This window comes from Actinoplanes sandaracinus (genome assembly GCF_030009775.1).
Taxonomy (GTDB): domain Bacteria; phylum Actinomycetota; class Actinomycetes; order Mycobacteriales; family Micromonosporaceae; genus Actinoplanes; species Actinoplanes sandaracinus.
Genome location: NZ_JASCTH010000044.1, coordinates 14,770 through 38,274, shown reverse-complemented (window position 1 = coordinate 38,274; position 23,505 = coordinate 14,770). Strand labels below are relative to the sequence as shown.

The window sequence follows — 23,505 nt, the reverse complement described above, 5'->3', positions numbered from 1 at the left end:
CACCCCCCCCCCGCCCCGCCGCCGGCTCCGCGGTCCCCCCGTTCAGCGGCCCGGGGTCACCGCGGGCCTGGAAGTCGGCGGCGTCGTCCCCGCCGCCCCGGGCCTCGTGGGCACGGTGCCCGCCTCCGCGGTCGGCGCCGGACCGGACCGCGACAGACCGGTCGGTGTCGACGCCGGCGACGCGGACGGCCCGGCCGTCGTGGTGCCGGACCCCGTCGGCGACGCGGCACCGGACTCCGTGGGCGACGCGGCGCCGGACTTCGTGGGCGACGCGGAAGGACCGGAGGACGGCGTGACGACCGCCGGGCCGCCCGGAACGACCGGGTCCGGATCGCCGGAGCCCGGCACCAGGATGACGCCCAGCGCCACGGCCGCGATCGCCGCCGCGACCGGCACCGGCAGCCACCGCCACCAGCGCGGCCGCACACGGGACACGGCGACCGTCGGCGGGACACCGAACCGCAGCCGATCCTGCGTGATCTGACCGGCCCGGGCCGCCAGCGCGCCCCGCAGCCCCTGTTCCACCTCGTCGGTCACCGCTGCTCCCCCAGTCGTTCCCGCAGAACCGACAGCGCCCTGTGCGCCGTCGACTTGACCGTGCCGCGGGAGACCCGCAGCGTCTCAGCGATCTCTCCCTCGGAGAGCTCGGACCAGTAACGGAGAACGAGCACCTGCCGCTGCCGGGCGGTCAGGCCACGCAGCGCCCGCAGCATCTCCCGGTCACTTTCGCCGAGCAGCGCCTCGTCCTCGGCCGCCCGGATCGTCTCCGGCGGCGCGGGAATGTAGGCCCGAGCCGTGCGGCGACGGCGCAGCGCCGACCGTGCCGCGTTGGTCACCCCGGTGATGAGGTACGCGTTCGGGTCCGTCACACCGCTCAGGTCCGGCCCGTGCCGGCGGTAGAGCGCGGTGAACACGTCCTGCACGATGTCCTCCGCGGTCGGCAGGTCGTCGACCATCAGCACCGCCAGCCGGACCATGCTGAGCCGTCGGCTGTGATACAGCTCGTTGATCGCGGGCGGCGCCGCCGGGGCGTCACGGCCCGCCGGCCGTGGATCGGCGGAGAGCCCGCGCAGCCAGGCGAGCAGCGGGGGGAACGGCAGAACGGAGATCACAGGCGGGGCCTCGGGGGGTTGAACCGGCGGGAACGAACGGTACCTTCCGGGTCAGCCCGCCCGCGACGGCGTGGCGGCCGGCTTCGACGGCGCCGGAGTGGCGGTGACCTTCCCCGGCGCCGGGCTCGCGGTGGCCGTCCCCACGGGGGAGGTCGCGGGCTCCGCGGCCGGCTTGCTCACGGTGGGCTTCGCGGGTGCCGGAGTGGCGGCGATCGTGCCCGCGGGAGAGGTCGTGGGCTCCGCGACCGACGTGGGCGCGGTGCTCGGGCCCGGCTCCTCGGTCGCCGGCGCGGGCGTCGTGGCTGTGCCGCTCGGCGCCGGAGTGGCGGTGGAGGCCGGCGACACGGTCGGGGACGGCTGCGGGGCGGGCGTCGAGTCGTCGGCGAACGCGGCCGACAGGCCACCGATCGCCAGCACGGTCACGGTGCCGGCGGTGATGGCCAGGGTACGGGTCGAGAAACGCATGGGGGCTCTCCTGCTCGCTCGGTGGTGCCTTGTCGCAGGAGTAGACGCGCGGCGGGCCGGAAGGTTGGCGTCTCGACGGTGACGTGTGCCACACCTCTAGACTTCGCGGCGTGCAGCCGACGATCCGCGCCTACCGGCCCAGCGACCTCGACGCGATCTACGACATCTGTGTGCGCACCGCCGCCTCCGGCGGTGACGCGCGCGGCCGGCACAGCTCCGACCGACTGCTCGGCGACGTCTGGGCGGTCCCCTACGTCATCCGGGAGCCGGAGCACGCCCACGTTCTCGACGACGGCGCCGGCGCCGCGGTCGGCTACATCCTGGGGACGGCCGACACCCCGGCCTTCGTCGAGTGGTACCGCTCGGCGTGGCTGCCGGCGACCGCCGACCGGTTCGCCGGCGACGATCCCCGCGACGCGGACCTGACGGCCGTGCACCGGAACCCGGAGCGGATGATCAGGCCGGAGTTCGCCGCCTATCCGGCGCACCTGCACATCGACCTGCTGCCGGAGTGGCAGGGGCGGGGCCAGGGCCGCGGCCTGATGGCGGCCTTTCTGGCCGGTCTGCGCGCGGCCGGGGTCGACGGGGTGCATCTCGGCATGGCCGCCGAGAACCACGGCGCCTACGCCTTCTACCGCCGGCTGGGCTTCCACGATCTGGAGGTGCCGGATTCCGGCGCCCGGTTCGTCGGCCGCGACACCAGCCCGCTGACCTGACCTGGCCAGACCTGCCGCGCCGCGCGGGCCGTGGCCGGTCCGGGAGAGCCGCACACGGCCGCGGCGGCGCGAGAGGATCGCCTCCGCCCGGGGACAGACCCGACTCACCGGCCGCGCCAACCGGCCGGTGAATCCGTGGGTCATTCGCCCCGGCGCTGCCGCAATTTGGCGAGCGCCTCGGCGAGGATCGCCGCGGCGTCCTCGTCGGAGCGGCGTTCCTTCACATAGGCGAGATGCGATTTGTACGGCTCGGCACGCGACCTGCCCGGCGGGTTGGACCGGTCGAGCCCGGCCGGCTGCCCGCACCGTGGACAGTCCCAGGTGTCGGGGTTCGCCGCCTCGGCCGCGAACCAGATGATGCTGTCGTGACCGGCCGCGCAGAAGTAGGTCACCTGCCTGCGCGGTGCGGGTTCGCTGCGCTCGTCGGGACGCATCGGGCTGGACCCGACACGACTGCCGCGGATAGCGCTGCCACTGGACACGGATGTCACTCCTGTCTCGAGGGGCCTCGGAGGGCCGTCCGGGCACTCGGCGGAGGGGAGGTGAACCGGACAGCGATGACAAAAAACCGCACGGCCGGAAAAACCGGCCGCGCGGCAGATTGTACGACTATGGAGCCCGGTCAGGCGATCTGGACTTTCAGCCAGAAGCTCAGACCGACGATGCAGGCAAACCAGATGATTCCCACGAGAACGGTGTAACGGTCCAGGTTCTTCTCCGCGACCGAGGAGCCGGCCAGGCTGGAGGTCACGCCGCCACCGAACATGCTCGACATGCCGCCGCCCTTGCCCCGGTGCAGCAGGATCAGCAGAGTCAGCAGGATGCTGGTGATGATCAGCAACACGATCAACGTGTAAGCGAACGCGATCGGCATCGTCGGGTTCATTCCTCTCGAAGGGCAAGCAGCGGTCCCACAATAGCGGGTACCCGGCCGCAAGATACGGCCGGGCACGCGCTTAATCACTCAGCGTCCGATGTGCTCCGGGAAACGCACGATCGCGGCGAACCCTTCGGCGTCCAGGGCGGCGCCGCCGACCAGGGCGCCGTCCACGTCCGGCTTGGCCATGATCTGGGCGATGTTGCCCGCCTTGACCGATCCGCCGTACTGGATGCGGACCACGTCGGCCACCTCGGCGCCGAACTTCTCGGCGAGCCGGCCACGGATCGCGCCACAGACCTCCTGGGCGTCCTCCGGGGTCGCGGTCTTGCCGGTACCGATCGCCCAGACCGGCTCGTACGCGATCACGATCTGCTTGAGCTGCTCGGTCTTGAGCCCCTCGAGACCGGCGTCGACCTGGGCCAGCACGTGCGCGACCTGGTTGCCGGCCTCGCGGATCTCCAGACCCTCGCCGACGCAGAAGATCGGAACGAGACCGGCCTCGAAAGCGGCCTTGTTCTTCGCGTTGACGGTTGCGTCGTCCTCGCCGTGGTACTCGCGGCGCTCGGAGTGTCCGACCACCACGTAGGAGCAGCCCAGCTTGGCCAGCATGGCGCCGGAGATCTCCCCGGTGTAGGCGCCGGACGCGAACTTCGACACGTCCTGCGCGCCGTAGCCGATCTTCAGCTTGTCGTCCTCGATCGCGGCCTGCACGCTGCGCAGGTCGGTGAAGGGCGGCAGGACGACCGTCTCGACGGCCTCCAGCTGCTCGGCGTTCAGGTTGGCGGCCAGTTTCCGGATCAGGAGGATGGCCTCGAAGTGGTTGAGGTTCATCTTCCAGTTACCGGCGATGATCGGCTTACGGGTCACGGCACCCATCACTTCTCCAGGGCGGCGACGCCCGGCAGCGTCTTGCCTTCGAGGTACTCCAGGGATGCGCCCCCACCGGTGGAGATGTGGCCGAACGCGGCATCGTCCAGGCCGAGCGCGCGCACCGCGGCCGCGGAGTCACCGCCGCCGACGACCGAGAAGCCGTCGATCTTGGTGATCGCCTCGGCCACGCCGCGGGTGCCCGCGGCGAACGGCGCCAGCTCGAAGACGCCCATCGGGCCGTTCCAGAACACGGTCTTCGCGCCCGCGATCGCCTCGGCGAACAGGGCCGTCGACTTCGGGCCGATGTCCAGACCCAGCCGGTCGGCCGGGATCTCGGAAGCGTCCACGGTCACGATGTCGGCGTCCGCCGAGAACTCGGTGGCGGCGACGACGTCGACCGGGAGGACGATCCGGCCCTCTGCCTGCTTCAGCAGGTCCTGGCAGGTCGCGATCATCTCGGCTTCGAGCAGCGACTTGCCGACCTCGTGGCCCTGGGCCTTGAGGAAGGTGAAGCACATGCCGCCACCGACGAGCAGCTTGTCCACCTTGGGCAGGAGCGCCTGGATGACGGCCAGCTTGTCGGAGACCTTGGAACCGCCGAGCACGACCACGTAGGGCTGCTCCGGGCTCTCCGACACGCGCTTGAGGACCTCGACCTCCTTGAGGACGAGACCACCGGCGTAGTGCGGCAGGCGGGCCGGGACGTCGAACACCGAAGCGTGCTTGCGGTGCACCGCGCCGAACGCGTCGTCGACATAGAAGTCCGCGAACGCGGCCAACTGGTCGGCGAACGCCCCGCGGGAAGCGTCGTCCTTCGAGGTCTCGCCCTCGTTGAAGCGCAGATTCTCCAGCAGCAGGACCTGGCCGTCCTGAAGGGCGGCGACCGCCTCGGTGGCGGCCGGGCCGACGGTGTCGTCCGCGAAGACGACCGTGGAGCCCAGCAGCTCACCCAGCCGCGCGGCGACCGGGGCGAGGGTGAACTTGGGGTCCGGCGCGCCCTTCGGGCGGCCCAGGTGGGACGCCACGATCACGCGAGCGCCCGCGTCACGCAGGGCGATCAGCGTCGGCAGGACCGCGCGGGCGCGGCCGTCGTCACTGATGACACCCGGATTTGCCTTGTCGAACGGGACGTTCAGGTCGGCGCGCACGAACACGCGCCGACCCGAGACACCCTCGCCGAGCAGGTCGTCGAGAGTCTTCAAGGCTGATCAGGCCCCGACGAGCTTGACCAGGTCGACGAGGCGGTTCGAGTAGCCCCACTCGTTGTCGTACCAGCCGACGACCTTGACCTGGTTGCCGCCGATGACCTTGGTGAGGCCGGCGTCGAAGATGCAGGAGGCCGGGTCGGTGACGATGTCGGCCGACACGATCGCGTCCTCGGTGTAGACCAGGACACCCTTGAGCGGGCCCTCGGCGGCGGCCTTGATGGCGGCGTTGACCTCTTCGACCGTGGTGTCACGGGCGGCGGTGAAGGTCAGGTCGGTCGCCGAGCCGGTGGGGATCGGCACCCGCAGCGCGAAGCCGTCGAGCTTGCCCTTGAGCTCCGGCAGCACCAGGCTGACGGCCTTCGCGGCGCCGGTCGAGGTCGGCACGATGTTGAGCGCGGCGGCGCGGGCACGGCGCAGGTCGCTGTGCGGGCCGTCCTGCAGGTTCTGGTCCTGGGTGTACGCGTGGATCGTGGTCATCAGACCCTTTTCGATCCCGATCGTGTCGTTCAGGACCTTCGCCATCGGGGCGAGGCAGTTGGTGGTGCAGGAGGCGTTCGAGATGATGTTGTGCTTCGCGGCGTCGTACAGACCGTCGTTCACACCCATCACGATCGTGATGTCCTCGTTCTTGGCCGGAGCCGAGATGATGACCTTCTTGGCGCCCTTGTCGATGTGCGCCTTTGCCTTGCCGGCGTCGGTGAAGAAGCCGGTCGACTCGATGACCACATCCGCGCCCAGGTCGCCCCACGGCAGGTTGTTCGGGTCACGCTCGGCGAACGCCTTGAACGACTTGCCACCGACGCTGATCTCGTCGGCGGACGCCTTCACCTCGTGGCCCAGGCGGCCCAGGATGCTGTCGTACTTCAGCAGGTGAGCCAGCGTGGCGTTGTCGGTCAGGTCGTTGACGCCGACGATCTCGATGTCGGCGCCGGAGGCGAGAACCGCCCGGAAGAAGTTACGACCGATACGGCCGAAGCCGTTGATGCCAACCCGGATGGTCACAGGTGGTCTCCTCGTTTCGGTCCGCCGGAATCTGCGACCGGCGGAGGGGTCTGCATGCCGACCGCGTGGACGGCCGACTCATAGGGCGTCCGGCCGCCGCGCCCTTGACTTTCGAGAACGCCACAGCAGACTCGGGGCGTCACAGCGGGGGGTTCGGCCGAACTGCCGGCACCGTCGCCGTCACCCGTGACACTATCCGAGACCGCACGCCCACGGAGCGGCGGGGCGCGACCTGAACGTTACCTAAACGGATCACAGCGACGTTACCGTCAGCACCCTCAGCCTGCCCCGCCCGCCTTCCGGCGTTAAGGACCAAACGTCCCCCGATCGAGGTGATCGTGATCACCTCAGCAGGCCATCATCTCCGGGGTCACGGCCGCCTCGGTGTCCGGGATGCCGAGGTCACGCGCCCGTTTGTCGGCCAGCGCGAGCAGCCGCCGGATCCGGCCGGCGATCGCGTCCTTCGTCAGCGGCGGGTCGGCCAGGGCGCCCAGTTCCTCCAGCGAGGCCTGCCGGTGCTCCAGGCGCAGCTGGCCGGCCGAGGTCAGGTGGTTCGGCGCCTCCTCGGCGAGGATCTCCAGCGCCCGGGTGACCCGGGCCGCGGCCGCGACCGCCGCACGGGCCGAGCGCCGCAGGTTCGCGTCGTCGAAGTTGGCCAGCCGGTTCGCGGTGGCGCGCACCTCACGCCGGACCCTGCGCTCCTCCCAGGCGAGGACGCTGGAATGCGCGCCGACCCGGGTGAGCAGAGCGGCGATCGCGTCGCCGTCCTTGATCACCACGCGGTCGACACCGCGCACTTCCCGGTCCTTGGCGGTGATGCCGATCCGGCGCGCGGCGCCGCGCAACGCGAGGGCCGCCTCCGGGCCGGGGCAGGTGATCTCCAGCGCGCTGGAGCGACCCGGCTCGGTGAGCGAACCGTGCGCCATGAACGCACCCCGCCACGCCGCCACCGAGCAGCACACGTTGCCGCTGACCACGTGCTGCGGCAGGCCCCGGACCGGGCGGCCCCGCACATCGAGCAGGCCGGTCTGCCGGGCCAGCACCTCGCCGTCCTTGACGATCCGGACGATGTAGTGGCTGCCCTTGCGCAGGCCGCCGGAGGCCAGGACGTGCACCTCGCTGGGGTATCCGTAGACGTCGGCGATCTCCCGCCGCAGCCGCCGTGCCACCGCGCCGGTGTCGAGCTCCGCCTCGACGACCACCCGGCCGGAGACGATGTGCAGGCCGCCCGCGAACCGCAGGAGCGCCGCCATCTCCGCCCGCCGGCAGCAGGGCTTGGGCACGTCGACCCGGCTCAGCTCGTCTTTGACCGCTGCCGTCATCGCCATCGTGATGTCACCTCATGCGCCGGATCTTGAACAGTGTGTGCCGCACTACGTCTGTGCTCAACGAGTGGCGCCCAATACTGGCACCAGGGCAGCGCCCAATGACTCAGGATCATGCCGTGGGCTGCCGTCCGCAACGGCCACGGGTACCAGAACCAGCTCGGCGCCGAGTTCGCGTGCGGCGGCACGGACCGGTTCCGGCTCGCCCACCCATTTGGCGTCGGCGAGCACCGAATCGACCCGCAGCGAGGGAAGGTACCAGTGCAGGGCGGCGAGGTGATCGGCGGTGGAGAGCCCGGCCGTCTCCCGGTCGGGGCTGAGGTTCAGGGTGACCAGCCGCCGGGCCGGGCTGGCCACGATGGCGGCGGCCAGTTCCGGGACGAGCAGGTGAGGCAGGACACTCGTGTACCAGCTGCCCGGCCCGAAGATCAGCCAGTCGGCGTCCCGGACCGCGGCGATCGCCTCGGGGCAGGCCGGCGGATTCTCCGGCACCAGGCGCAGCGAGGCCACCCGGCCGTCGGCGACCGCCACCGAGTGCTGGCCGGCGACCGTGACCAGGCTGCCGTCGGACCCCACCATGTCGGCCTCGATCCCGACCGCGTGCAGTGCCATCGGCAGCACCCGGCCCTGCGCGCCGACCATCTCGGCGGCGTGGTCGAGGGCCGCCACCGGGTCGCCGAGCATCTCGATCAGCCCGAGCAGCAGCAGGTTGCCGACGGCGTGACCGGCCAGGCCGTCCTTGGTGCGGTCGGCCCGCCGCTCGATCCGCGGACCACGGGCGTGCGCGGCGGCCTGCGCCGGAACCGGCATCGACGCGAACCGGTGCTGCATCAGGCTCGCGGTGAGCCGGTGCGCCGGGTTGTCGGCGGCCAGGGCGGCCAGCGCCTGCCGCAGGTCGCCCGGGGGCAGCAGGGCGTCCCGTTCGACCCGCAGGCGGCCGCTGGAGCCGCCGTCGTCACCGACCGTGACGATCGCGGTGATGTCGAGGTCCAGCTGCCTGGCACTGTGTCGCAGGGCCCGGAGCGAGGCGCTGAGCCCATGTCCGCCGCCGAAGGCGACCACCCGGATCGCCGTCACTCGCGCCCCAGATCGCGGTGCGAGGTGTGGGCGGACAGGCGCATACCGGTCAGCCGGGACGTCAGTTCCTCGGCGATGGCGACGCTGCGGTGCTTGCCGCCGGTGCAGCCGATGGCGACGGTCAGATAGCGCTTGCCCTCACGCTCGAAACCGGGCGCGGTGGCCGCGATCAGCCCGGCATAGGTGGCGACGAAGTCGGTCGCCCCCTCCTGGCCGAGGACATAGCTGCTCACCCCCTCCTCCAGGCCGGTGTGCTCGCGCAGTTCCGGCACCCAGAACGGGTTGGGCAGGAACCGGGCGTCCAGCACGTAGTCGGCGTCCGGCGGCAGGCCGTACTTGAAGCCGAACGAGAGGACGGTGATCCGCAGCCGGCGGGAGTCCTCACCGCCGAACAGCTCCTCCACCCGGCGGCGCAGCTGGTTCACGTTCAGATGACTGGTGTCGATGATCACATCGGACTGCTCGCGGGCCTCCACGAGGAGCTTGCGCTCGGCGGCGATGCCGTCGGCGAGCCGCCCGTCGCCCTGCAGCGGGTGCGAGCGCCGCACCGACTCGAAACGGCGGATCAGCACCTCGTCGTCGGCGTCCACGAAGACGACCCGGGGCGAGAAACCACGCTCCTTGAGCGCGCGCACCGCGCCCGCCAGGTCGGTGGAGAAGGCGCGGCTGCGCACATCCAGCACCATGGCTGTCCGGCGGGCCGCTCCCCCGGCGGCGAAGGCCAGCTCGGCCATCTCCAGCATCAGGGCCTGCGGGAGGTTGTCGACCACATAGAAACCGACGTTCTCCAGGGCGCGCGCCACCGTGCTGCGCCCACCGCCGGAGAGCCCGGTCACCACCACCAGATCGGTCCCGGCCTCGTCGGGTTCCACCACCTCGTCGGGCCCGAGGTCCGGCATCGCTTCGGTCACGCACGCCTCCTGAAGTGAGGACGGTCCACGACGGTGGAGATCGCCCCTCGTGAACAACCCTCATCGTTTCGCCCGCGCCGAATTCGCGGACACAACATGGTAGGCCGGGCGGGGCTAGCGCCCCGCAGACTTCCCCGTCTCGGGTGAACGCAGCGCGGCCAGCACGGATTCCGCGGTCCTGAGACCGATGCCGGGAACCTCCGCGATCTCCTCCCGCGTGGCCTCGGCGATCCGTTTCAGGGAGCCGAAGTGGCGCAGCAGAGCCTTGCGCCGCACCTCGCCCAGGCCGGCCACCTCGTCCAGCGCGGACTCGGTCATCCGCTTGGAACGCCGCTGCCGGTGGAAGGTGATGGCGAACCGGTGCGCCTCGTCACGGACGCGTTGCAGCAGGTAGAGCGCCTCCGAGGTGCGCGGCAGGATGACCGGGAAGTCGTCGGCCGGCAACCACACCTCCTCCAGCCGCTTGGCCAGGCCGCACAGCGCGACGTCGGTGACGCCCATCTCGGCGAGGACCGCGGCGGTCGCGTTGACCTGCGGCTGCCCGCCGTCGACCACGATGAGCTGCGGCGGGTAGGCGAACCTGCGCGGCTTGCCGGTCAGCGGGTCGATGCCCGGCAGCTCGTCGGCCTCGGGCTCCACCGGGGCGGCCTTGAAGCGGGCGAACCGGCGCCTCATCACCTCGCTCATCGCGGCCAGGTCGTCCATGCCGCTGCCGTCGGGGTTGCCGCGGATGATGAAACGCCGGTACTCGCTCTTACGCTCCAGCCCGTCCTCGAAGACCACCATCGACGCGACCACGTCGGTGCCCTGGATCTGCGACACGTCGAAGCACTCGATGCGCAGCGGCACGCTGTCCATCCCGAGGGCGCCGGCGATCTCCTCCAGCGCCTTGTTACGGGTGGTCAGGTCGCCGGACCGGCGCATCTTGTGGCGTTGCAGCACCTCGGCGGCGTTGCGGGCGACGGTCTCCATCAGCGACTTCTTGTCGCCGCGCTGCGGAACCCGCAGATCGACCCGGCTCCCGCGGTGCTGGGAGAGCCAGTCGGTCAGCGCGTCGGCGTCGTCGGGCAGGGCGGGCACCAGCAGCTCGCGGGGCACGTCGGTCTCGCCGTGCTCCTCGCCGTACATCTGGGTGCAGAAGTGATGCACCAGGTCGCCGGCGGACAGGTCCTCGACCTTCTCCACCACCCAGCCGCGCTGGCCGCGGATGCGGCCGCCGCGCACGTGGAAGACCTGGACGGCGGCCTCCAGAGGGTCCTCCGCGAAGGCCACGATGTCGGCGTCGGTGCCGTCGCCGAGCACCACGGTCTGTTTCTCCAGGGCGCGGCGCAGGGCCACCAGGTCGTCGCGCAGCCGGGCCGCGAGCTCGAACTCCAGCTCCTCGGAGGCCCGCAGCATCTCCCGCTCGACCCGCTTGAGGAACTGGTCGGTGCGCCCGGCCATGAAGTCGCAGAACTCGTCGACGATCGCCCGGTGCTGGTCGGCGGAGACCCGGCCGACGCACGGCGCCGAACACTTGCCGATGTCACCGAGCAGGCAGGGGCGGCCGATCTGAGCGGCCCGCTTGAACACTCCGGCCGAGCAGGTGCGCGCGGGGAAGACCCGCAGCAGCAGGTCGAGCGTCTCGCGGATGGCCCAGGCGTGCGAGTAGGGACCGAAGTAGCGGACCCCCTTGCGCTTGGCGCCGCGCATCACCTGCAGCCGGGGGAACTCCTCGTCGAGGGTGACGGCGAGGAAGGGGTACGACTTGTCGTCCCGGTACTTCACGTTGAACCGGGGGTCGAACTCCTTGATCCAGGAGAACTCCAGTTGGAGCGCCTCGACCTCGGTGCCGACGGTCACCCAGTCGACGCTGCCGGCGGTGGTGACCATCTGCTGGGTCCGCGCGTGTAGCGACCAGAGGTCGGCGAAGTAGGAGTTGAGCCGGCTGCGCAGGCTCTTCGCCTTGCCGACGTAGATCACCCGGCCGGCCGGATCACGGAAGCGGTAGACGCCAGGGGCCTCGGGGATGGTACCCGGCGCCGGACGATAGGTGGACGGGTCTGGCACAAGTCCAACACTAGTGCCTGGGACTGACAGAATTGCCCGGCCGGAGGCCCGGCGCCGCCGCCACGGCCCGGACCTCCGGCCCTCGTGCTGCTGTCGCCGCCGGCGTCAGGCCGCGGTCACCACGTTGTCGCCGTCCAGCTTGACCTTGGTCTCGGCCAGCGGCGTGCCGGCCGGTCCGGAGATCGGTGCGCCGTCCTCGATGGAGAACAGGCTGTTGTGGCACCGGCAGGCGATCTGACCGTTCTTGATCTCGGTCACCTTGCACTGCTGGTGGGTGCAGATGTTGCTGAACGCCTTGAAGGTGCCCTCGGCGGGCTGCGTGACGACCATGTCGCCGAGGATCACGCCGCTGCCGACGGCGACCTTGGAGGCGGCCACGAGCACGGTGCCGTTGCCACCGCCGCTGCTGCCGCCGCCGTTCGCGGCGGTGCTGCCGGCCGGAATCGGGTTGTTGTTGAAGTCGGTGCCGTTCGGGTTGGTGCCACTGGGAGAATCGGTGCCGCAGGCGGCCAGGACCGCGGTGGCGCCGACCGCGCCGGCACTCTTCAGGACGACGCGGCGTGTCGAGGCGTTACCCGGTCGGTCCTGCTGGATCTCGGCGGCGGTCCTCGGCTGCACGTCAGTCATTTTTCACCCTCCACTACCTGGTTTCCGCTCGACATGTGACGCGGAGTCGCCCCTGGATACGGGACGGGGGCCTCGATCAGTTCAACGTGCCCCTGACGAGATTCTCCCGCTTCCTCCGCGTTCGCCCGGCTGCTTTGCCGCGGAATGGCAAACAGCAGCACGCCCGGCCGACCTTAGAAGACCAGCCGGGCAGCCTGGCTGAGAGTCGTCTAAGAACTTTCTAAATCAGGCCGTGGCCTTCGCCCGGGAACGGGTGGCACGCGCCTTAGGGGCGGTTCCGTTGGCTTTCGCCGCACGGCTGGTCGCGGCCGCCGAACCGCCCGGCTTCCCGGGCAGGCTCAGCATCTTCCGCAGGAACTGACCGGTGTGGCTCTCCGGCACCTCGGCCAACTCCTCCGGGGTGCCGGCGGCGAGCACCAGACCGCCCTTGCTGCCGCCTTCCGGGCCCATGTCGATCAGCCAGTCCGCGGTCTTGATGACGTCCAGGTTGTGCTCGATCGTGATCACCGTGTTGCCCTTGTCGACCAGGCCGTTGAGCACGATCAGCAGCTTGCGGATGTCTTCGAAGTGCAGGCCGGTGGTCGGTTCGTCGAGCACGTAGACCGTCCGGCCGGTGGAGCGCTTCTGCAGCTCGGAGGCGAGTTTCACGCGCTGCGCCTCGCCACCGGAAAGGGTGGTGGCCGGCTGGCCCAGACGCACGTAGCCCAGGCCCACGTCGACCAGGGTCCGCAGGTGGCGGTGAATGGCCGGGAGCGCCGAGAAGAACTCCGCGCCCTCCTCGATCGACATGTTCAGCACCTCGGAGATGGTCTTCCCCTTGTAGTGCACCTCCAGGGTCTCCCGGTTGTACCGGGCGCCCTTGCACACCTCGCACGGGACGTACACGTCCGGCAGGAAGTTCATCTCGATCTTGATGGTGCCGTCGCCCGAGCAGTTCTCGCAGCGGCCGCCCTTGACGTTGAAGGAGAACCGGCCGGGGCCGTAACCCCGGACCTTTGCCTCGGTGGTCTCGGCGAACAGCTTGCGGACGTGGTCGAAGACACCCGTGTAGGTGGCCGGGTTGGACCGCGGGGTCCGCCCGATGGGCGACTGGTCGACACCGACGACCTTGTCCACGTGCTCCAGCCCGGTCACCTTGGTGTGCCGGCCGGGCACCTGCCGGGCGCCGTTGATCTGGTTCGCCATGACGGTGTGCAGGATGTCGTTGACCAGCGTCGACTTGCCCGACCCGCTGACCCCGGTGACCGCGATGAACTGGCCCAGCGGGAACGGCACGGTGAGGTTGCGCAGGTTGTGCTCGCGCGCCCCGTGCACCACCACCTCGCGGCCCTCGGTCTGCGGCCGCCGGGTGGCCGGCAACGGGATCGATTTCCGCCCGGACAGGTAGGCCCCGGTCGGCGACTGCTCGTTCGCCAGGAGCCCCTCGACCGTCCCGGAGTGCACGATGTGGCCGCCGTGCTCGCCGGCGCCCGGCCCGATGTCGACGATCCAGTCCGCCATGCGGATGGTGTCCTCGTCGTGCTCGACCACGATCAGCGTGTTGCCCAGGTTGCGCAGCCGCACCAGGGTCTCGATCAGCCGGTGGTTGTCACGCTGGTGCAGGCCGATCGACGGCTCGTCGAGCACGTAGAGCACGCCCACCAGGCCGGAGCCGATCTGGGTGGCGAGCCGGATGCGCTGCGCCTCACCGCCGGACAGGGTGCCGGCCCCGCGGTCCAGCGACAGGTAGTCGAGGCCCACGTCGACCAGGAACCGCAGCCGGGCGTTGATCTCCTTGAGGACCCGCTCGGCGATCATCTTCTGCCGGTCGTCGAGTTCCAGCCCGGACAGCAGGCCGGCACACTCGCCGACGGAGAGGTTGCACACCTCGGCGATGTTCTTGCCGGCCACGGTCACGGCCAGGACCTCGGGCTTCAGCCGGGCCCCGCCGCAGACCGAGCAGGGCACGTCGCGCATGTAGCCCTCGTACTTGTCGCGCGACCAGTCGCTCTCGGTGTCACTGTGCCGGCGCTCGATCCACTGCACCACGCCCTCGAAGCCGGTGTAGTAGGAGCGCTCGCGGCCGTACTTGTTCCGGTACCGCACGTGGACCTGGTCGTCGGAGCCGTACAGGATCGTCTTCTGCGCGCGGGAGGGCAGCTGCCGCCAGGGCGTGTCGAGGGTGAAGCTCTCCGCCTCGGCGAGCGCCTCCAGCAGGCGCAGGAAGTATTCCTGGGTGGTGCCGCCGGCCCACGGCTGGATCGCGCCCTCGCGGAGGCTCTTCTCCTCGTCCGGGATGATCAGCTCGGGGTCGACCTCCTTCTTCGTCCCGAGGCCGGAGCACTCGGGACAGGCGCCGTACGGCGCGTTGAAGGAGAAGACCCGGGGTTCCAGGTCCTCGATGGCGAGCGGGTGGTCGTTGGGGCAGGCCAGGTGCTCGGAGAAGCGGCGCTCCCGCTCCGGGTCGTCCTCGGCCAGGTCGACGAAGTCGAGCAGGACGATGCCGCCGGCCAGCCCGAGCGCCGCCTCGACCGAGTCGGTGAGGCGCTGCTTGCTGCTCGCCTTCACGCTGAGCCGGTCGATCACCACCTCGATGGTGTGCTTCTCCTGCTTCTTCAGCTTCGGCGGCTCGGTGAGCGGGTGCACCACACCGTTGACCCGGGCGCGCGCGTAGCCCTTCGCCTGGAGCTCGGCGAAGAGGTCGACGTATTCCCCCTTGCGGCCGCGGACGACCGGGGCGAGCACCATGAAGCGGGTGCCCTCGGGCATCGCCAGAACCCGGTCGACGATCTGCTGCGGAGTCTGCCTGCTGATGCGCTCCTTGCAGACCGGGCAGTGCGGGATCCCGGTCCGGGCGAAGAGCAGGCGCAGGTAGTCGTAGACCTCCGTGATCGTGCCGACCGTCGAGCGCGGGTTGCGGTTCGTCGACTTCTGGTCGATGGAGACGGCCGGAGAGAGACCCTCGATGAAGTCGACGTCGGGTTTGTCCATCTGCCCGAGGAACTGTCGCGCGTACGACGACAGGGACTCCACGTAGCGCCGCTGGCCTTCGGCGAAGATCGTGTCGAAGGCCAGGCTGGACTTGCCGGAACCGGAGAGGCCGGTGAAAACGATCATGGCGTCGCGGGGCAGGTCCAGGTTGACGTCGCGCAGATTGTGCTCGCGAGCGCCACGGATAGTCAGTCGGTCGGCCACGGCCAGCCTCTCCGTACAGGTGTTTGAAGTCGAGCAGACACTCTAACGACGGGGTATGACATTTTTCCGTCGGCTCATCTTCAGCGCGCCGCCCGTGGCCAACATTCCCGTCACCCCTCCGAGGGAACCTGCCAGATCTCGACGCCTCCGACCAGCTGCGGCTTGCCCAGGGCGCTCACCAGCACCGTACGCATCTTGTTGCCGTGCTTGGTCTTCGGGACCAGCACCACGACCGCGGTCCGCCAGTACCTGAAGTCCTTACGGATCTTCTCCAGGTTCTCCTCGGTCAGCATGGGCATGTTGCCGGTGTCACCGAGGGTGCGGAACATCCGCGAGGTGTAGCGGGGGGCGGCCGACCAGGAGCCGGTGTTGTCGCCCTTGCGGGCGTTCGCCGGACCCATGAAGTAGCCGCGGGGCGTCGCGTAGTCGAGGTTGTTGAGAGCCGCCCAGCGCTGGCCGGTCCGGCCGCTCGTCACGTCCGGCAGCGGGACGGTGACCAGGGTGCGGCCCTCCGGCACGTACTGCCGCCAGATGCCCTTGGTCAGGAACTCCGGCTGCGGGGCGCCCGACACCACCGGCAACGGCAGCGGGAACAGCGGCACCAGCGCGAGCGTCATGCCGATCCAGAAGCGCTTACGGGTCTTCGTGGGGTAGGAGCCGATCCGGTCGATCGCGAACGCCAGCAGGACGCCCGCCACCATGGACGGCACCATCGCGAACCGGGTCACACTCACCAGGTCGATCACCGGGAGGTGGGCGATCAGCGCGAACGGCAGCGGGACATCGGTCTTGACCCCGACCAGCCGCAGTTCCGGACCCATCGAGACGACCAGCATCGCGATGCCCGCGATCGCGGTCGCCCGCATCGCCGGCGACCGCCACAGCATCATGATCGACACCACGATCATCAACAGGCCGAACGGGCCGTAGAACGTGTTGTCCTCGGTCTCGCTGAGACTCAGCACCTCGGTGACCTTGGTGATCCCGGCCAGCGACAGCCGCGCGAAGGCGGGCAGCGAGGCCAGATCGGTGACGATCTTGGACGGCTCGAACGGCTGCCCGTGGTAGCTGCCCTTACCCATGAACTGGATCCACAGCGGGTAGGCCGTCAGTACCCCGGAGGTGGCCGCGGCCACCGCCAGCCCGGCGGTGAAGTGCTTCCACACCCGGCGGGCCTCGTCCCGGGCCATCAGCGCGTAGGACACCGCGAAGATGCCCAGCGTCATCGCGACGAAGAGCAGCGCCTCCTCGTTGATGAAGATCTGGAGCACGATCAGCAGGCCGAGGATCACCCCGCCCCGCACGACCCGGCCCGGCTCACGCAGCCGCAGCACCTGCCAGACGATGAACGGCAGCACATAGTTGCTGACGAAGTTCACGTGCCCGTTCGCGTGCGAGATCATGGCCGGCCCGAACCCGCAGAAGGCGGCGCCGATGCCGGCGGCCAGCCGGGTACGCCCCAGATGGCGGGAGAGCACCCAGTACCAGGCGAACGCCGTACCGCCGAGGCCGAAAGTGATCAGCAGCACGACGGTCACGCCGCCGCCGAAGAAGTGCGTGATCGGTGCCAGCGGGATCGCCAGGGCGAGGATGGACGTGTTCGCCATCATGTTCACGCCGACCGGAACGTTGAACCGGTTCTCGTAGAGCAGCGACGCGCCGTCGAAGACCACCCGCTCCGCGTGCGCCAGCATGAAGAGGAAGATGCCGTGGTCGTCGTCGTTGCCGGCGAGCACGCGTCCGTTCGGGTCGAGCCACAACCGGCTCGTCACCCACACGGCCATGACCACGAAGCCCAGCAGGACCCACAGGTCGGCCCGTTTCCACCGCACCCGTTCCACCACAGGATTCTCCCCCGTGGTGTCCCCCGCTTTCCCGGTACTCGTCGCGGTCTCCGCAGGCTCTGCGGTCACCGCCGTCCGCCCCGCGGTCTCCGCCGCCTGGTCCCCGGTTATCTCATCTGCCGAACGCACCGCCGCATTGTGCCAGAGCCTCTTTTCCCGGCTCACAGGCCACCTGCCACCGGCTCGCCCATAGACGCGCCTTCACAACCAGGAAACCCGCGGTTCATCCGCGCGTCCCGGTTTGCCCGGCTCATCGTCCCCGCGATCCGGACCGACGGGGGTACGCGCCCACGGCCGGCCGTGGGCGCCCGCCGGACAGCCGTCGGCCACGAGGGCCTCCCGGCGGCCGCGGGGCCGCCGAGTAGCTCGCGGAAACCCGCGACCTCGGCCGCGGGGCCGCCGGGAGTGGGCCGGGCGCCCCGCCGCGGTGGCACCGGAGCCCGCGTGGCTCGTACCCCGAAATCGGGGTGAGGGTCAACGGCGGCGCGGGCTCGGAGGCGCGGGGGCTCGCCGCGGGCGGGCCAGGCGGGCGGAGCGGCGGCCGCTCTCCACCTCGACCTCGCGGCGCAGCTTGCGCCAGTTGGCGAGACGGCGCGGCTGCAGCGAGCCGTCGGCGAGGGCCCCCTGGACGGCGCAGCCGGGCTCGGTGTCGTGACCGCAGTCGTCGAAGCGGCAGCGGCCGGCGAGGTCGATGACGTCGGCGAAGGCGCGTTCCAGGCCGCCCTCGGTGTCCAGCAGGCCGACGCCGCGGATGCCCGGGGTGTCGATGACGGCCCCACCGCCGTCGAGGACGACCAGGTTGCGGTAGGCGGTGGTGTGGCGGCCCTTGCCGTCGGCGTCGCGGATCGCCTGGACCGGCATGACGGTCGCGCCGGCCAGGGCGTTGGCCAGGGTCGACTTGCCGGCGCCGGACCGGCCGAGCAGTGCCAGGGTCCGGCCGGGGGCGACGTACCGGCGCAGCTCGCCGACGCCGTCGCCGCGCTGGACGCTGACCGGGAGGACGGGGACGCCGGGCGCCAGCTCGCCGAGCTGGCGGGCGATCGCGCCGGGGTCGCGGGTGGTGTCGCTCTTGGTGAGCACGAGAAGTGGGTCGGCGCCCGACTCCCAGGCGAGAGCGAGCAGCCGCTCGACCCGCGCGTCGTCGGGTTCGGGATGGATCGGCTCGACGACGGCGACGGTGTCCATGTTGGCGGCGAGCACCTGGCCGGACGAGTCCTTGTCGGCGGTCCGCCGGATGAGCGCGGTCCGCCGTGGCAGGACGTGCTCCAGCGTGGTCCGCCGATCGAGCCAGGTACGCAGCACCACCCAGTCACCGGAGCAGGGCAGCAGGGAGGGGTCGCGGGCTGCGTCGATCATGACGGAGCCGCCGAGACTGGCCCTGGTCACGCCGGTGGCGGTCAGCACGGTGCAGACGCCACGGTCGGCACGGAGCACCCGGCCGGGCGTGGCGTCGGCCCGGTCGAAGCGGTGGTACGAAGATGCGAAGTGGTCGTCCCAGCCCAGCTGGGACAGGTCGTACGACATGGGAACCCTTTACGGTCTCAGGGGGACGGCACGGCCTGCGAATCAGGCGAAGGCCCCCGGGTGAAGGAACGCGGCAACAGCGAAACGCACGGTCCTCACCTCCTCCGCGGGTTGATAGATCGTCGCGTCTGGCAACGACGGTACGACTGTGGCCGCCGAAGGCGAAAGCGAATTCCCCGGCGACGCTTGCGGCACCGGATAGTGTCGTTGCGTGACGATCGATCCGCTGGTGTTGATGACCGACGTGGAGGACGCCACCGCCGCGCTGCTCGGGGCCGTGGAGTCGCTGACCGACGCTGAGATGGGCCTGCCGTCACTGCTGCCGGGCTGGACCACCGGGCACGTGCTGACCCATCTGGCGCGCAACGCTGACGCCCTGACCAACCTGCTGACCTGGGCGCGGACCGGGGTGGAGACCCCGGCGTACGCGTCACCGGAAGCCCGCGCGGCCGGCATCGAGGCGGGGGCCGGCCGCCCGCTGGCCGAGCAGCTCGCCGACCTGCGGCAGGCGCACGACCGGTTCGCCGACGCGGCCGCCGCGATGCCGGAGACCGCCTGGGCGGTGCGGTTGCCGCTGGCCCGGTCCGCGGCGGCGGTGCCCTGGCTGCGGCTCTGCGAGATCGAGGTGCACCGCGTCGACCTCGGCCGCGGCTACACGCCCGACGACTGGCCCGAGGCGTTCGCCCTGCGGCTGCTGCGCGCGATCGTGACCGATCCGCCGGCCGGTTCGCCCGACATGGTGCTGCGCCCGTTCGGTCTCGAGCATCCGCTGGTGATCGGCCCGGGTGAGGGCCCGGTCGTCGGCGGGCCGACCCGGTCGATCGCGGCCTGGCTGATCGGCCGGGCCGACGGCGCCGACCTGACCGTCTCGCCGGACGGCGAGCTACCCCAGCCCGCGAGGTGGAGATGAGCGCCGACTACACCGGAGACGTGACGGCCGGCGGCCCGGCCGCGGTCCGTGACCTGGGTGGCGGCCTGACGCTGCGCAAGGTCTCGGTCGGCCCGATGGACAACAACGCCTATCTGTTGAGCGCCGGCGGGGAACAACTGCTGATCGACGCGGCCAACGACGCCGGCACGCTGCTCGACCTGATCGGGGCCGGCGGGCTGCGCACGGTGGTGACCACCCACCGGCACGGCGACCACTGGCAGGCGCTGGCCGAGGTGGTGCAGGCCACCGGGGCGCAGTCGTTGGCGCACGCCGACGACGCGGCGGAGATCCCGGTGGTGACCCGGGCGCTGCACGACGGCGACATGATCGACGTGGGCGGGCACACCCTCGAGGTGATCCACGTCGCGGGTCACACACCCGGCTCGATCGTGCTGGCCTGCCGGGGCGCGCACCTCTTCACCGGGGACAGTCTCTTCCCCGGCGGCCACGGGAGGACGACCCGTCCCGAGGACCACCGGCGGATCATGACCGACCTGGTGGACAAGGTGTTCTCCCGGTTCGGCGACGACACGTGGTTCTATCCCGGCCACGGGAAGGACTCGACGCTCGGCGCGGAGCGTCCCCACCTCGACCAGTGGTGGGCCCGGGGCTGGTGACCCGGCCGGTCACTCGGCGCGCAGAGTGCGGGCCAGTTCCCGCAGGGAGGCCCGGTCGGAGCGGTCGGTCTTCGCCATCAGCCGAGCCACGTGCTTCTCGACCGTCCGTGGCGAGAGGTGCAGCCGGCCGGCGATCTCCTGGTTGCCGAGGCGGGCGGCGACCAGATCGAGCACCTCGTACTCGCGGACGGTGACGCCGAGCGCCCGTAACGCGGCGGGGATGTTGCCCACCCCGTCACGCCGCTGGCCCACCGCGACACCGGCCTGGCGCAGCAGCGCACGGCACGCCCTGGCGACCGGGGCGTGCTCCACCTCGTGGAAATACTCCTCCGCGCGGCGCAGCCAGCCGACCGGGTCGCCCCACCCGTCCGCGAGCGCCGCCTCCGACGCCAGCCGCAACACCAGATGAGCGGCCAGCGGGTACGGCTCGGCGGACCTCATCGCGGTGTCCGCCGCGGCCTGCGCGCCGGCGTGATCGCCGCGCCGCCCGAGCAGCACCGCCCGGGCCATCTCGGCGAACTGCCGGTTCCACCGCAGCCGGCGGACCCCGTCCGAGCCGTCGTCGAGGACCGCCGGATCGTCGAGGTCACCGGCGACGGCCCGCAGCAGCAGGTCCAGCCCGGCCCGGCCGTTGATCGGGGACAGCGCCGGGTTGCCGCCGTCGGCTCGCAACGCGCTGCGCATCTCGGCGGCGGCGCGGGGCCGGTCCTCCTCCAGCAGCGAACAGAACACCCGGGCCAGACCAAACACCTTCGCGTCCGCCCAGGGCGCGTCCTCCCGGTAGCGCCGCAGCTCCGCGAGCCGGTTCTCCATCTCCCGGCGCTGGCCCTGGTGGGCGGCGACGATGGCGCTGGTCTGCCACAGGTGCGCGGCGGTCTCCACCAGGTCCAGCCGGGTGGTGGCCGGAAGCGTCTGCGCGATGATCTCGTCGGCCTCGGCGTATCTGCCCTGCAGAGCGACCTGCAGGGCGATGCTCGACTCGGCCTGGTGGGCCGCGGTCACCGCGCCGATCGACCAGGCGTCCCGGCGGACCTGGCGGAGCCGCCGCAGGCTGCCGTCCCGCGCCGCGTCGTCGTTGCCGAGACGGACCAGGGCGTGGACCTCCCAGAGCCGCAGGCCGTGCCGCACCGCGAGTTCCCGGGAGTGTTCCAGGCAGGCGGTCGCCTCGTCGGCGTTGCGCTGCCGGACGAGCATGCCCAGCAGTTGCCACGCCTGGCAGGCCACCACCGGAAGGTCGTGACGCTCACCGACGGAGGCCGCCTGCCGCGCCAGGGCCTCGGCCTTGTCGACCTGTTCCGGCCCCGGCAACTCGATGATCAGGTGGGCGGCCACCACGTCGATGGCCGCGGTCTCCGCCGGTGTGGCGTCCGCGCCGAGCTGCCGCCGGGCCGCGGCGACCTGGGCCAGCCCGTCGGCCGTCCGGGCGGCGAAGACGGCCGCCCAGGCCAGCCGGGTGTGCAGGCCGGCCAGGCGCTGGCGGCTCAGTCCGCCGCCGAGGCCGTCGAGGTCCGACATCATCCGCATGGCCCGGTCGATCCGCCCGGCCTCGACGAGCGCCTGCACCAGACGCTCGCTCGCGTCCGCCTGCAGGGCCGGGTCCACCGCCAGCGCGGCGGCCTGTTCGAGCAGGTCGACGGCGGAGGCCGCGGCGCCGTCGGCCAGCGCCCGGTGAGCGGCCTCGATCAGGTGGCGCCCGGCGCCGTCGTGGTCGCCGGCCTGCCGCCGCAGCCTCGCCACGAGCTGGCAGAGCGTGCCGGGCAGCCCGGGATGGAGCTTCTCCACCGCGTCGGCGGCCTGCCGGGCCAGGTCCGCGCTGTCGCCGGCCGGGCACGACTCCAGCAGCGCCTCCGCGGTGACCGGATGCCGGAACGCGTACCACCCGGGTGCGTCGGCGACCGGCCCGACCAGCTCGGCGGCGAGCCCGTGGTGCAGCAGTGGGGTCAGGTCGTGGTCGCCGAGCCCGGTCATCGTCCGCAGCGCGGCGAGCGGGAACCGCTCGCCGAACACGGCGGCGGCGGGCAGGAGCCGCCGCATGTCCGGCGGGCAGGTCTCCAGGCGGCGCGCCAGGCGGCGGGACAGCGATCCCGGCACGTAGGCCTGCGGACGGCCGGTCAGCTCCCAGCCGTCCGGCCGGGCGGCGAGCTGGCCGGTGTCGACCAGCCCCTCCAGCAGTTCCCCGGCCAGCGCGGGGTTTCCGGCGCTGGGCTGCCAGATCAGGTCGAGCAGGTCGTCGCCGACCCGGGCGGTGGGGCAGTCCAGGCGGGCCGCGACGAAGTCGCGCAGCTCGTCGCGGGTCAGGCAGGGCAGCCAGGCCAGATCGGCCACGCCCCGCTGGGCGGCCGACCTCGCCACGTCGAGCGCGGTGCCCTCCCGGTCCAGCAGCGCGGCCACCATCGCGACCGGTTGATCGGCCAGGTTGTCCGCGAGGTACTCGACGATCGTCAGTGTCTCGGCGTCCGCGTCGTGCAGGTCGTCGAGCAGCAGCAGACAGCCCCGCTCCCGTCCGGCCAGCACGAGCAGCCGCAGAACACCCTCGGCGAGGACGATCAGCGACTGCTCCTCGGGACCGGTGTCCGGTTCCCGCCACTCGGGGATGAGCCGGCCGAGGACCAGCCGGTAGGGGCCGAGGCTGTCGGCGGCCCGGGCCCCGGCCGACCGGGTGAACTGCAGCAGCGCCTCGGCCAGCGGGCGGAACGGCGTGGTCGGCGTGATCCCGCTGGCCCGGCCGCGGAGCACGACCATGTCGGAGCGGGCGAGCCGGCCCACCTCGGCCAGCAACCGCGACCGGCCGGACCCGCTCTCACCGCGCAGGAAGAGGCTTCCGCCCTGGGACTGCCGGCTCTGGGACAGGACGTCGCCGATCCGCGAGAGCAGGGCGGCGCGTCCGCAGAAGGTCGGCATCAGCGGGTAGCTTATTGGTCACGGGACGTGGCTGTCCATCGCCGGCCGCCGATGCGCCGATCGCGGCCGGCGACGGCCGGTCCGGCCTGGTCAGTTGGGCTGGTGGGGAAGGTGGATGCAGCAGCCGGTGCCGTCGTCCCCCGCGTGCGCGGGGGCACTCAGCGACGCCGCGCCGGCCACGAATCCCGCGGCGACCGCGAGTACGGCGGCCAGCCGCAGCCTGACCTTGAAACCGCGTGATTTCCTCTTGCCGTTCATGGTTGGTGCCTCCC

20 protein-coding genes and 1 pseudogene are annotated in these 23,505 nt (G+C 71.5%); 4 read left to right on the top strand and 17 right to left on the bottom strand.

The annotated features are described in order from the left end of the window. Positions 1-484, top strand: a pseudogene (locus QLQ12_RS43025) (hypothetical protein); the annotation flags it as partial. A gap of 49 nt (positions 485-533) precedes the next feature. Here QLQ12_RS43025 and QLQ12_RS43020 read toward each other — a convergent pair. Both QLQ12_RS43020 and QLQ12_RS43015 read right to left on the bottom strand, forming a co-directional pair. Beyond that, the gene (locus tag QLQ12_RS43020) at positions 534-1,112 is read right to left on the bottom strand and encodes an RNA polymerase sigma factor (RefSeq protein ID WP_282766842.1); all 579 of its coding nucleotides are present in this window, start codon (positions 1,110-1,112) and stop codon (positions 534-536) included. Between the two features lie 51 nt (positions 1,113-1,163). Beyond that, positions 1,164-1,577, bottom strand: coding sequence for a hypothetical protein (locus QLQ12_RS43015; protein ID WP_282766841.1), 414 nt, complete (start codon positions 1,575-1,577; stop codon positions 1,164-1,166). A gap of 110 nt (positions 1,578-1,687) precedes the next feature. Here QLQ12_RS43015 and QLQ12_RS43010 point away from each other — a divergent pair, with 110 nt between their 5' ends. Further along, the gene (locus tag QLQ12_RS43010) at positions 1,688-2,293 is read left to right on the top strand and encodes a GNAT family N-acetyltransferase (RefSeq protein WP_282766840.1); all 606 of its coding nucleotides are present in this window, start codon (positions 1,688-1,690) and stop codon (positions 2,291-2,293) included. Positions 2,294-2,433: 140 nt separating this feature from the next. On the opposite strand, the gene QLQ12_RS43005 is transcribed toward QLQ12_RS43010, so the two are convergent. The 13 genes from QLQ12_RS43005 to rsgA form a co-directional block, all read right to left on the bottom strand. Further along, positions 2,434-2,775 carry an RNA polymerase-binding protein RbpA gene (locus QLQ12_RS43005; protein WP_282766839.1) on the bottom strand — a complete coding sequence of 114 codons (342 nt, stop codon included), beginning with the start codon at positions 2,773-2,775 and terminating at the stop codon, positions 2,434-2,436. A gap of 140 nt (positions 2,776-2,915) precedes the next feature. Continuing rightward, positions 2,916-3,167 carry a preprotein translocase subunit SecG gene (gene secG, locus QLQ12_RS43000; protein ID WP_282766838.1) on the bottom strand — a complete coding sequence of 84 codons (252 nt, stop codon included), beginning with the start codon at positions 3,165-3,167 and terminating at the stop codon, positions 2,916-2,918. 90 nt (positions 3,168-3,257) lie between these two features. Beyond that, a complete protein-coding gene (tpiA, locus tag QLQ12_RS42995) occupies positions 3,258-4,049 on the bottom strand; it encodes a triose-phosphate isomerase (RefSeq protein WP_282766837.1) in 792 nt (263 codons plus the stop codon). Then, positions 4,049-5,245, bottom strand: coding sequence for a phosphoglycerate kinase (locus QLQ12_RS42990; protein ID WP_282766836.1), 1,197 nt, complete (start codon positions 5,243-5,245; stop codon positions 4,049-4,051). The genes tpiA and QLQ12_RS42990 overlap by 1 nt, the downstream gene beginning before the upstream one ends. Positions 5,246-5,251: 6 nt before the next feature. Further along, positions 5,252-6,253: a type I glyceraldehyde-3-phosphate dehydrogenase gene (gene gap, locus QLQ12_RS42985; RefSeq protein ID WP_282766835.1), complete on the bottom strand. Its 1,002-nt coding sequence runs from the start codon at positions 6,251-6,253 to the stop codon at positions 5,252-5,254. A gap of 347 nt (positions 6,254-6,600) precedes the next feature. Continuing rightward, the gene (gene whiA / locus QLQ12_RS42980) at positions 6,601-7,581 is read right to left on the bottom strand and encodes a DNA-binding protein WhiA (protein WP_282766834.1); all 981 of its coding nucleotides are present in this window, start codon (positions 7,579-7,581) and stop codon (positions 6,601-6,603) included. Between the two features lie 57 nt (positions 7,582-7,638). Continuing rightward, the gene (locus tag QLQ12_RS42975; RefSeq protein ID WP_282766833.1) at positions 7,639-8,655 is read right to left on the bottom strand and encodes a gluconeogenesis factor YvcK family protein; all 1,017 of its coding nucleotides are present in this window, start codon (positions 8,653-8,655) and stop codon (positions 7,639-7,641) included. After that, on the bottom strand, positions 8,652-9,554 hold the full coding sequence (rapZ, locus tag QLQ12_RS42970) for an RNase adapter RapZ (protein ID WP_282766867.1): 903 nt from the start codon (positions 9,552-9,554) through the stop codon (positions 8,652-8,654). Before rapZ ends, QLQ12_RS42975 begins: the two co-directional genes overlap by 4 nt. 126 nt (positions 9,555-9,680) lie before the next feature. Then, positions 9,681-11,615 (bottom strand): excinuclease ABC subunit UvrC, encoded by a 1,935-nt coding sequence (gene uvrC, locus QLQ12_RS42965; RefSeq protein ID WP_282766832.1) that lies wholly within the window; start codon positions 11,613-11,615, stop codon positions 9,681-9,683. Positions 11,616-11,720: 105 nt separating this feature from the next. After that, positions 11,721-12,242, bottom strand: a complete 522-nt coding sequence (locus tag QLQ12_RS42960; RefSeq protein WP_282766831.1) for a Rieske (2Fe-2S) protein — start codon at positions 12,240-12,242, stop codon at positions 11,721-11,723. 225 nt (positions 12,243-12,467) lie between these two features. Then, a complete protein-coding gene (gene uvrA, locus QLQ12_RS42955; RefSeq protein WP_282766830.1) occupies positions 12,468-15,416 on the bottom strand; it encodes an excinuclease ABC subunit UvrA in 2,949 nt (982 codons plus the stop codon). 110 nt (positions 15,417-15,526) lie between these two features. Beyond that, on the bottom strand, positions 15,527-17,257 hold the full coding sequence (locus tag QLQ12_RS42950; RefSeq protein ID WP_282766829.1) for a glycosyltransferase family protein: 1,731 nt from the start codon (positions 17,255-17,257) through the stop codon (positions 15,527-15,529). Positions 17,258-17,734: 477 nt separating this feature from the next. Next, on the bottom strand, positions 17,735-18,784 hold the full coding sequence (gene rsgA / locus QLQ12_RS42945; protein WP_282766828.1) for a ribosome small subunit-dependent GTPase A: 1,050 nt from the start codon (positions 18,782-18,784) through the stop codon (positions 17,735-17,737). 211 nt (positions 18,785-18,995) lie between these two features. On the opposite strand from rsgA, the gene QLQ12_RS42940 reads away from it, so the two are divergent. Both QLQ12_RS42940 and QLQ12_RS42935 read left to right on the top strand, forming a co-directional pair. Continuing rightward, positions 18,996-19,694, top strand: coding sequence for a maleylpyruvate isomerase family mycothiol-dependent enzyme (locus QLQ12_RS42940; protein ID WP_282766827.1), 699 nt, complete (start codon positions 18,996-18,998; stop codon positions 19,692-19,694). Next, positions 19,691-20,332, top strand: a complete 642-nt coding sequence (locus QLQ12_RS42935; RefSeq protein WP_282766826.1) for an MBL fold metallo-hydrolase — start codon at positions 19,691-19,693, stop codon at positions 20,330-20,332. Before QLQ12_RS42940 ends, QLQ12_RS42935 begins: the two co-directional genes overlap by 4 nt. Positions 20,333-20,341: 9 nt before the next feature. On the opposite strand, the gene QLQ12_RS42930 is transcribed toward QLQ12_RS42935, so the two are convergent. Next, entirely contained in the window at positions 20,342-23,233 is a 2,892-nt protein-coding gene (locus QLQ12_RS42930) for an ATP-binding protein (protein ID WP_282766825.1), read from the bottom strand. 90 nt (positions 23,234-23,323) lie between these two features. After that, complete coding sequence (locus tag QLQ12_RS42925; protein WP_282766824.1) at positions 23,324-23,491, bottom strand: hypothetical protein; 168 nt, start codon at positions 23,489-23,491, stop codon at positions 23,324-23,326. Between the last annotated feature and the right edge of the window lie 14 nt (positions 23,492-23,505).